General features: G+C 47.1%; 7 protein-coding genes. 5 read left to right on the top strand and 2 right to left on the bottom strand.

Annotated features, from left to right (window positions below; all coding sequences use genetic code 11):
• Positions 1–454: 454 nt before the first annotated feature.
• Together aroA and IM500_RS18100 are read left to right on the top strand one after the other, a co-directional pair.
• Positions 455–1795, top strand: coding sequence for a 3-phosphoshikimate 1-carboxyvinyltransferase (aroA, locus tag IM500_RS18105; protein ID WP_190720075.1), 1341 nt, complete (start codon positions 455–457; stop codon positions 1793–1795).
• Between the two features lie 195 nt (positions 1796–1990).
• Positions 1991–3706, top strand: coding sequence for an ABC transporter ATP-binding protein (locus IM500_RS18100; protein WP_190720077.1), 1716 nt, complete (start codon positions 1991–1993; stop codon positions 3704–3706).
• Positions 3707–3714: 8 nt separating this feature from the next.
• Here the strand turns inward: IM500_RS18100 and purF are convergent, their stop codons facing one another.
• Together purF and purL are read right to left on the bottom strand one after the other, a co-directional pair.
• The gene (purF, locus tag IM500_RS18095) at positions 3715–5178 is read right to left on the bottom strand and encodes an amidophosphoribosyltransferase (protein WP_190720081.1); all 1464 of its coding nucleotides are present in this window, start codon (positions 5176–5178) and stop codon (positions 3715–3717) included.
• A gap of 137 nt (positions 5179–5315) precedes the next feature.
• Positions 5316–7586, bottom strand: a complete 2271-nt coding sequence (purL, locus tag IM500_RS18090; protein WP_190720087.1) for a phosphoribosylformylglycinamidine synthase subunit PurL — start codon at positions 7584–7586, stop codon at positions 5316–5318.
• Between the two features lie 148 nt (positions 7587–7734).
• On the opposite strand from purL, the gene IM500_RS18085 reads away from it, so the two are divergent.
• The 3 genes from IM500_RS18085 to IM500_RS18075 form a co-directional block, all read left to right on the top strand.
• Complete coding sequence (locus IM500_RS18085; protein WP_190720084.1) at positions 7735–8238, top strand: DUF29 domain-containing protein; 504 nt, start codon at positions 7735–7737, stop codon at positions 8236–8238.
• 41 nt (positions 8239–8279) lie between these two features.
• Positions 8280–8465 (top strand): hypothetical protein, encoded by a 186-nt coding sequence (locus tag IM500_RS18080; RefSeq protein ID WP_147071752.1) that lies wholly within the window; start codon positions 8280–8282, stop codon positions 8463–8465.
• 219 nt (positions 8466–8684) lie between these two features.
• Positions 8685–8762, top strand: a 78-nt coding sequence (locus IM500_RS18075) for a DUF2887 domain-containing protein (RefSeq protein WP_287739244.1), incomplete at its 3' end; no start/stop codon positions are given.

Genomic DNA, 8762 nt, shown 5'->3' with positions numbered 1-8762 from the left:
GTAGGGCATCTTTGACAGTGCCACAACGATATAAATTGGATAGCCTTTCTAAAATATATCGTAATCGAATAGAAGCGCGGTTTCAACCCGCTTCTATTCACCGATTAGAATCCCCGTCTTTTTAAAGCGGGGAGATGTCAAAAGTAGCTCAACAAATTACTGAACAGGCCCTACTACTTATTCAATCCTGGATTGATGGATAAAGTTGCTTGAGCTTGATTCGAGCCTCCTTTGCGCTAAATCGCCAATCTACCCATGATTGTGGCCAATCGTAAACGTTCCCCAGATGATAAGTGACAAACCACTTGATTATAAACTTCTTGGGCAGTAGTGGGCATGATAAAAAACTGATGACTGAATGCTTCTAGCTTAATATTCTTTACATAACTTGACAAGGAAAGGGCGAGGTAAAGGGGGAAAATAGATCGAGCTTGTCTTCATCTGCCTAACGATCATGTCTATTGTCACCCTTAACCCCTTCCAATCCCATCAAGATTTAGTCATCGATCCGGGTAAAATCACGGGATTACGGGGAAAAATCACCATCCCCGGCGATAAATCCATATCCCATCGCTCCCTGATGTTAGGGGCGATCGCCGAAGGAGAAACTGTTATTCATGGGTTATTATTGGGCGAAGATCCCCGCAGTACCGCTAGTTGTTTTCGTGCCATGGGTGTGGAAATTTCCCAACTCAACAGCGAGAAAGTAATCGTCAAAGGTAGGGGTTTAGGCAATCTTGAGGAACCCTTAGAAATCCTCGACGCGGGCAATTCCGGCACGACGATCCGCTTAATGTTAGGATTATTGGCCGGTCATCGGGACCGTTTTTTTGTCGTTACCGGCGATGCTTCCCTGCGATCGCGTCCCATGTCCAGGGTGGTGAAACCCCTCAAGGAAATGGGGGCGCAAATTTGGGGCAGAAAAGCCCATTCTTTGGCTCCTTTAGCCGTTTCTGGGGAATCTCTGCAACCGATCCACTACTATTCTCCCGTCGCTTCTGCACAGGTAAAATCCTGTCTTCTCCTCGCTGGACTGTTAACCGAGGGGAAAACCACGATCACGGAACCCGCTTTATCTCGCGATCACAGTGAACGGATGCTGCGCGCTTTTGGGGCGAATATTGAGGTGGATGGGGAGACTAATAGCGTCACGGTGACGGGTTATCCCACTTTAACTGGACAAACGGTGATCGTACCGGGAGATATCAGTTCGGCGGCCTTTTGGTTGGTAGCGGGGGCAATCGTGCCTAATTCCGAGTTATTAATCGAAAATGTGGGAATAAACCCGACTAGAACTGGAGTTTTACAGGTTTTACAGGCAATGGGGGCAGATATCACCCTCGAAAATCAACGGGTGGTGACGGGGGAACCAGTGGCGGATCTGCGGGTGAAATCCAGTCAACTACAGGCAACCACGATCGCCGGTGAGATTATACCCCGTCTGATCGATGAAATTCCGATTTTGGCAGTTGCGGCGGTTTTTGCCCAAGGAACGACAATTATCAAGGATGCCGAGGAATTACGGGTGAAGGAAAGCGATCGCCTGACAGGGATGGCCACCCAACTCGATCGCCTAGGGGCAAAAGTAACAGAATTACCCGATGGTTTAGAGATTACCGGCGGTACAGGCCTATTCGGCACGGCAGTGGACAGTTTTACCGATCATCGCATTGCCATGAGTCTAGCGATCGCTGCCCTCAATTCCCGTCAACCCACCACTATCCATCGCGCTGAAGCGGCCGGCATTTCTTACCCCGATTTTTTCAGCACCTTAAAGCAAATTTGTCAAGAGTGAAAATATTAAGTTTTTCTGCGAGTGGGCGAGGAGTAACTGGTACAATTGCGGGATAAATCACAGAGTAGTAGGCCGCCTGTGTGATAATCAAGTTCATCGATCGAGGTAGCGAAAAATAGAAGCGTCCCTAACTCCCATTTCCCTGAAAAATATCTCCCTATCTACCCCACTCCCGTCTTCTATTCCCCACCGATAATGGAAATCATCGCCCAATTAGAGAAAGTTTCCTATATTTATCCCGAATCCTCCAATCTAGTGCTTAAAAATATCTCTTTGGCAATTCATCGAGGAGAATTTTTAGGTATTATCGGGCCCACAGGTGCGGGAAAAACTACTCTCTGTTTAACTCTTAACGGTATTGTCCCCCAATTCTACGGAGGGCGTTTTTTTGGTTATGCAACAGTAGCCGGTTTAGACACTTTAACCCATCCCGTTAGCACCTTGGCCCGCTATGTGGGGGCAGTATTTGAAGATCCCGAAACGCAACTTTTAGCCACTTCGATAGAAAATGAAATCGCTTTTACCCTAGAAAATTTACGGCTACCGCGAGAGGAAATTAAAGCGCGTATTCCCAAAGTTTTAGCGGCAGTCCGGTTAGAGGGAATGGAAAAAAAATCCCCGGGGGAACTATCGGGAGGACAAAAACAACGATTAGCGATCGCCGCCGCTCTCGCAGTTCAGCCCGCTTTGTTAATTCTCGATGAACCCACCTCCCAACTGGATCCGGTGGGAGCCCAAGAAGTTTTCGCCACCATTAAGGAATTAAATCGCCATCTCGGTGTCACTATTGTGATGGTCTCCCACGCGGCCGAGGAAATGGCCGAATATGCCGATCGCCTGGTACTATTAAGGGAAGGTGCGATCGAAGCCATGGGAACCCCGGCAGAGATCTACTCCCAAGTACAGCGTTTACAGGAAAATGCCCTGCGTCCCCCGCAAGTGGCCACTACTTTTGCTTTGATCGATCAAAAAATCGGGGCGATTGAGTCCATTCCTGTCACCCTAGACCGCGGTTTTGCTGGTTTAAACGAGCTTAAATCCTTTTACCATCATAGCACCACAACCCCTCCATTATCGTCGGTTTCTGACCCCTTAAACCCCCTACTGAGGGTTAAAAATCTCTGCCATACCTATCCCGATGGTACTACCGCTTTGCGGGATGTTTCCCTCGATATTGCCGAAGGGGAATATCTGCTGATTATCGGTCAAAATGGCGCAGGAAAAAGCACTTTAGTCAAGCATTTTCTCAATCTTCTCTCGGCAACCACCGGTCAAGTTATGATTGATGGACGTTCGACCAATAGCTTTTCTGTCAGTGATTTAGCCCGATCGATCGGTTATGTGGCCCAAAATCCCGATAATCAGATTTTTAACACCACTGTGGAGAAAGAAGTATCATTTGCCCTGACTAATCTCGGTTATTCTCCAGAAATCGTTACCCAACGCACGGAAGCAAGTCTAGAAGCCATGGGATTGCTAGAATATCGCTCCTATCATCCTCTCTCCTTACCGAAAGGCGATCGAGCGCGGGTAGTGATTGCGGCAATTTTAGCCATGGAACCGCGTCTAGTTGTTTTCGATGAACCCACCACCGGCCAAGATTACCAAGGGGCTAAGGCAATTTTAGAGGTGAGTCGTCAATTACACCAGATGGGCAAAACGGTGGTTGTGATCACCCATCACCTCTATTTAATGCCAGAATACGCCGAAAGAGTAATTATTATGGGTCAAGGAACTATCCTTTTAGATGCCCCAATCCGGCAAGCTTATCATCAAACCGATCTCTTAGCCAAAACCTATCTAACTCCACCCCAAGCAGTTTTATTAGCACAAAAATTAGGACAACTTTCCGGTTATCCCAATTCTCTTCTAACTCCCCAGGAAATTGCCGATTGTTTTCAGAGGATTTAGCCTTGAGGCTATTTAACTGTTTCTAAAATCAACTTCGATCGCTTAATATTATCGGGTACAGGAATCGGATAATCGCCATTAAAACAAGCAGTACAGAAGGTTTTCGGCTCTTCCTTCGTTGCTGTTAACATCCCATCGTGACTGAGATAAGCTAAACTATCCACCCCGATTTGTGCCTGAATTTCCGCCACCGATTTAGTTGCCGCAATTAATTGCTCTTGGTTGTCCGTATCAATGCCATAAAAACAAGGATGAGTCACCGGAGGAGAAGATATTCTCATGTGAACTTCTCTTGCTCCGGCATCCCGTAAAGCTTTAACTAATTTCTGGCTAGTGGTTCCCCGCACGATCGAATCATCAACAATAATAACTCTTTTTCCCTGTAAAACATCCTTTAAAGGATTCAATTTCATCTTAATTCCCGACTCTCTCATGTGTTGGGTTGGTTGAATAAAAGTCCGTCCCACATAACGATTTTTAATCAATCCTTCCGCGTAGGGAATATCAGAAATGCGCGAAAATCCGATCGCAGCCGGAATACCCGAATCGGGAACTCCCATCACCATATCTGCTTCTACCGGCGACTCTTTGGCTAATTGTTCCCCCAAACGTACCCGATAAGTATATAAAGATTCCTCGTGGACAATGCTATCGGGACGGGCAAAATAAATCATCTCGAAAACGCATAATTTTTTCTCCGGTTTCATGGCCCAATCCACCGAAGATAAGCCATCTTCACTAATCCAAACTAATTCCCCCGGCTGCACATCCCGCAGATAATCGGCCCCGATAATATCTAATCCGCAGGTTTCCGAAGCTAAAACATAACGGGGGGGATGACCTTCTTCTTGCAAAACCCCAATTACTAAGGGTCTGACACCATTGGGATCCCGCGCCCCGATAATTCCCGTCGGTGTGCCGATAACAAGGCTGTAAGCCCCGCTACAATAGCTAAAGGCATCGATCGCCGCTTGTATCCAATCCTTGCCACTATCCACTTCCTGGCCGATAGCGACGGCGATCATTTCCGAGTCGGTGGTGCTGCCGAAATCACAACCGCGCTTTTCTAATACATTTCTTAACTCAAAAGTATTGACTAAATTGCCGTTATGTGCTAGGGAAAGTTTACCTAAACGGGTTTCGATCACAGCAGGTTGGGCATTGGCGCGACGGCTAGAACCAGTGGTAGAGTAACGAGTATGACCGACGGCGTGAGTACCCGGCAAGGTTTTAAGGACAGTTTCGTTAAAAACTTGGGAAACTAAGCCCATTTCTTTGTAACAATGCACCGTTTCCCCGTCGTAGGTGGCAATACCTGCCGATTCCTGTCCTCGGTGTTGCAGGGCATAGAGTCCGAAATAGGTCAGTTTTGCTACTTCTTCCTCGGGGGCATAGAGTCCAAAAACTCCACAGGCTTCTTCAGGCTTATCGACGCGGTTCAAGGATAGATATGAGTCGGGATGGCTAGACATGGGAAGGTTGGGGCTGCAGAATACTTTGGTAACAAAATCTTAACCGATCTTAATCTTCTTTTAACGATTTATTGATCAGCTATCAGCCTTTATTTATCGCTATAATTAGCCATCTTATCTAGCTGACGGCCTCAAGATTACAGTCTTCTTTCGATCGCTTTTGACCAAACTTGCTGTATAGTTTCTAGACTAACATTGATCGCCTGTTGTTTATTCCGGTCAAGAATCAAAAGATTATCGCTTTTTTCGCTAACTTTGCCGGTTATTTGCCAATAGTCTCCTAATTGTGTCTTTAGATATTCTTCCCAATCTTGCTGATTTTCGGGGGAAGCGGAGACGATAATGCAACTAGCTAATTCCCCGAATAACACCGCGTCAAAACGGCCCTGATTGTGCCAAGAAAGGTCAATTTCTGCCCCTAATTGGCCACTAATACAGCATTCTGCCAGAGCAATGGCTAAACCTCCCTCCGCGCAATCGTGGGCAGATTTCACCCAACCGGCGCGGATTCCCCGACGACAGGCCGCTTGTACCTTTCTTTCTAATTCAAAATCAATTACCGGCGGTTTTCCCGTCACCAAACCGTGAATAACGGCTAAATATTCGGAAGCGCCGATAGTTGGCAAGGAGAAACCCAAAATATAGATTAAATCCCCCGCTTTTTGCCAACCTTGGCCGCAAATTTGCCCGATATCCGGCACCAATCCCACCATCCCAATCACGGGAGTCGGATAAATAGACTGGGGGCTGCCAGCTGCATCAACGGTTTCGTTGTACAAAGAGACATTACCCCCAGTCACCGGTGTATTCATTTCCCGACAAGCTTCGGCAATCCCCTGACAAGCAGTGGCTAATTGCCAATAACCGATTGAATTCTCTGGACTTCCGAAATTGAGATTATCCGTGACAGCAATGGGGTCGGCCCCAACACAGCTAAGGTTTCTGGCCGCTTCCGCCACGGCCAACTTAGCTCCGTTATAGGGATCAAGATAAACGTATCGCGGATTACAATCTGTAGTCGCCGCTACACCTCGCCGAGAATTGGCGGGATTAGCACCCAGAGGACGCACGCGAATCACGGCTGCATCGGCCCCCCCGGGGAGAATAACGGTGTTATTCTGGACTTGATGATCATATTGACGATAAATCCAGCGTTTTGAGGCAATCGAGGGACTATCAAGCAGTTTTAATAAAATCTCGTTATAGGATTCGGGAATAGGAATCGTGCTATCTTGCCATAATTGAGCTTTTTGGGCGTATTCTGGCGGTTCTGTTAGTAATTCCCGATGATAAATCGGAGTATTATCCGCTAGGGCCGCGGCCGGAATTTCGGCGGCAATTTCCCCTTTAAATAATATACGGACGATCGGTTCGGCAATTACCTGGCCAGCGACCACAGCCTGAAGTCCCCAACGATGGAAAATCTCGATTAATTCGCCTTCTCGTCCCGATGCTGCCACAAATAACATTCTTTCTTGGGATTCCGACAGCAGATATTCGTAGGGAACCATCCCGGTTTCCCGGACGGGTATTTTATCGAGGTCTAATTCAATTCCCACCCCTCCCTTGGCCGCCATCTCGGAGGTAGAACAGGTGATCCCAGCGGCCCCCATATCCTGGGCCGCCACCACCGCGCCGGTCTTAAATGCCTCTAAACAAGCTTCTATCAGGGATTTTTCCAGAAAAGGGTCGCCCACTTGCACCGCGGGCCGGTCATCCATAGATTTATCGGTTAATTCGGCACTGGCAAAACTTGCCCCTCCCATACCGTCGCGGCCGGTGGTAGAACCAACGTATAAAACCGGGTTTCCCAGGCCTTTTGCCCCGGATTTGACGATTTCCTCGGTTTCCATTAGCCCTAAAGCCATGGCATTAACGAGGGGATTGCCATTGTAAGCATTATCAAAGTAGATCTCACCGCCCACCGTGGCAACGCCCACACTATTGCCATAATGACTTATTCCTTCCACGACTCCGGCAAAAATGCGACGATTGCGGGCATCTTCCAAGTTACCAAAACGGAGGGAGTTGAGGATAGCAATGGGACGGGCCCCCATGGTAAAAATATCGCGCAGGATGCCTCCGACTCCGGTAGCGGCACCTTGGAACGGTTCCACCGCAGAAGGATGATTATGGGACTCGATTTTAAAGGCTAATCGCAATCCATCGCCTAAATCCACTACTCCGGCATTTTCCCCCGGACCGACGAGAATTTTTTCGCCGGTGGTGGGGAATTGTTTGAGCAGCGGCCGGGAGTTTTTATAACAGCAGTGTTCCGACCACATCACGCCAAACATCCCTAATTCGGCTTTGTTGGGGTGTCTTCCCAGTCTTTTGACTATTTCTTCGTATTCTTCGGGTTTGATGCCTTCTGAGGCAATTTCTGCGGCAGTGAAGGGGGTAGTCATGGGACAATGCGATCGAGGGACAACATTCATTGTATAACGTCTGATGAGATCGAGTTACAATGCTTAGTAAAAGACAAAAAAGTTAAAAGGGTTTGCGCTAGTAAAGTTAAGCTAAAGACATAGTTTTATGATCAGTTGGAACGAAACTATGGCAGTAGAAACAGCTTTATCAATGAAAGCCTTATACGATCAGGATTTTGTTCTCTGGGCTTCAAAAACCGCCGAACTTTTAAAGCTAAAAAAGTTTGATGAGGTGGACTGGGAAAATCTGATCGAGGAAGTGGAGTGCCTGGGGAAAAGTGACAGACGGGCTGTAGAAAGTTTATTAACCCGACTTATCGAACACCTGTTTAAGTTAGCTTATCACAAATCGGAACGGGAGCGAGAACGCAACGTCTGTCACTGGGTAAGAGAAATCGCCGGTTTCCGAACTCAACTAGGAGAGTGGCTAGAAACTACTACTCTCACCAACCACGCGCGGGATTATTTTCAAAAAGCCTACTCGAACGCTCGGAAAACTTTAATACAAGCGAAAGCAGTCACTCGCGACGCGATTCCTGTCGAGCCTCCTTTCTCCCTCGAACAGGTATTAGATGGGGATTGGTTCCCGATTGATATCGATCATTACTTCGACGATTTTCCTTTTACTTAGACCCATGTTATCCTGATAATATTGGCTTTCAAAACTGAAATATGGATGCCCTGATTCAAGAACTGGAAATTAAACTGCGTCAATGGCAACCGGCAACTGTTAAACAGGTGCGACGTTATCTTGTCGAGATTATCGAATTAGCAGACCAAGACGCGTTAGAACTTCTCCGTTCTAGATTGGTTGAGCAGGAGGTATTAGATATAATTGAGGAACCCGAAACCAGGTGAAATTTCGTTGAGGTAGCCTAAGATACTGGTTTCAATATAGACGGTTTCGCTCACGGCGATAGGAGAAAATCTATCCAATGTCCATCATACCCTATTTAATCTTGGTTCCGATGGTGTTGGGTAACAGTCGTCATCCCAATTGCTCAAAAACAGGAGCTTACTGAAGAACACAATAAAAAACTTCTGCTAAACTAGAGGCCTCTTTTTGAGTTTAATTGTGTGAAAACTGACAGTATTTTCTATCAACTCTTACAAAGATTTCCCGCTTGTTTCTTTGATTTGTTGAACCTTCCCCCC

The sequence above is a fragment of the Microcystis sp. M179S2 genome (assembly GCF_020245805.1).
Classification (GTDB): Bacteria; Cyanobacteriota; Cyanobacteriia; order Cyanobacteriales; family Microcystaceae; genus Microcystis; species Microcystis aeruginosa.
Note: the sequence above shows the minus strand (reverse complement) of the source record. Positions and strands in the feature narration are given on the sequence as shown.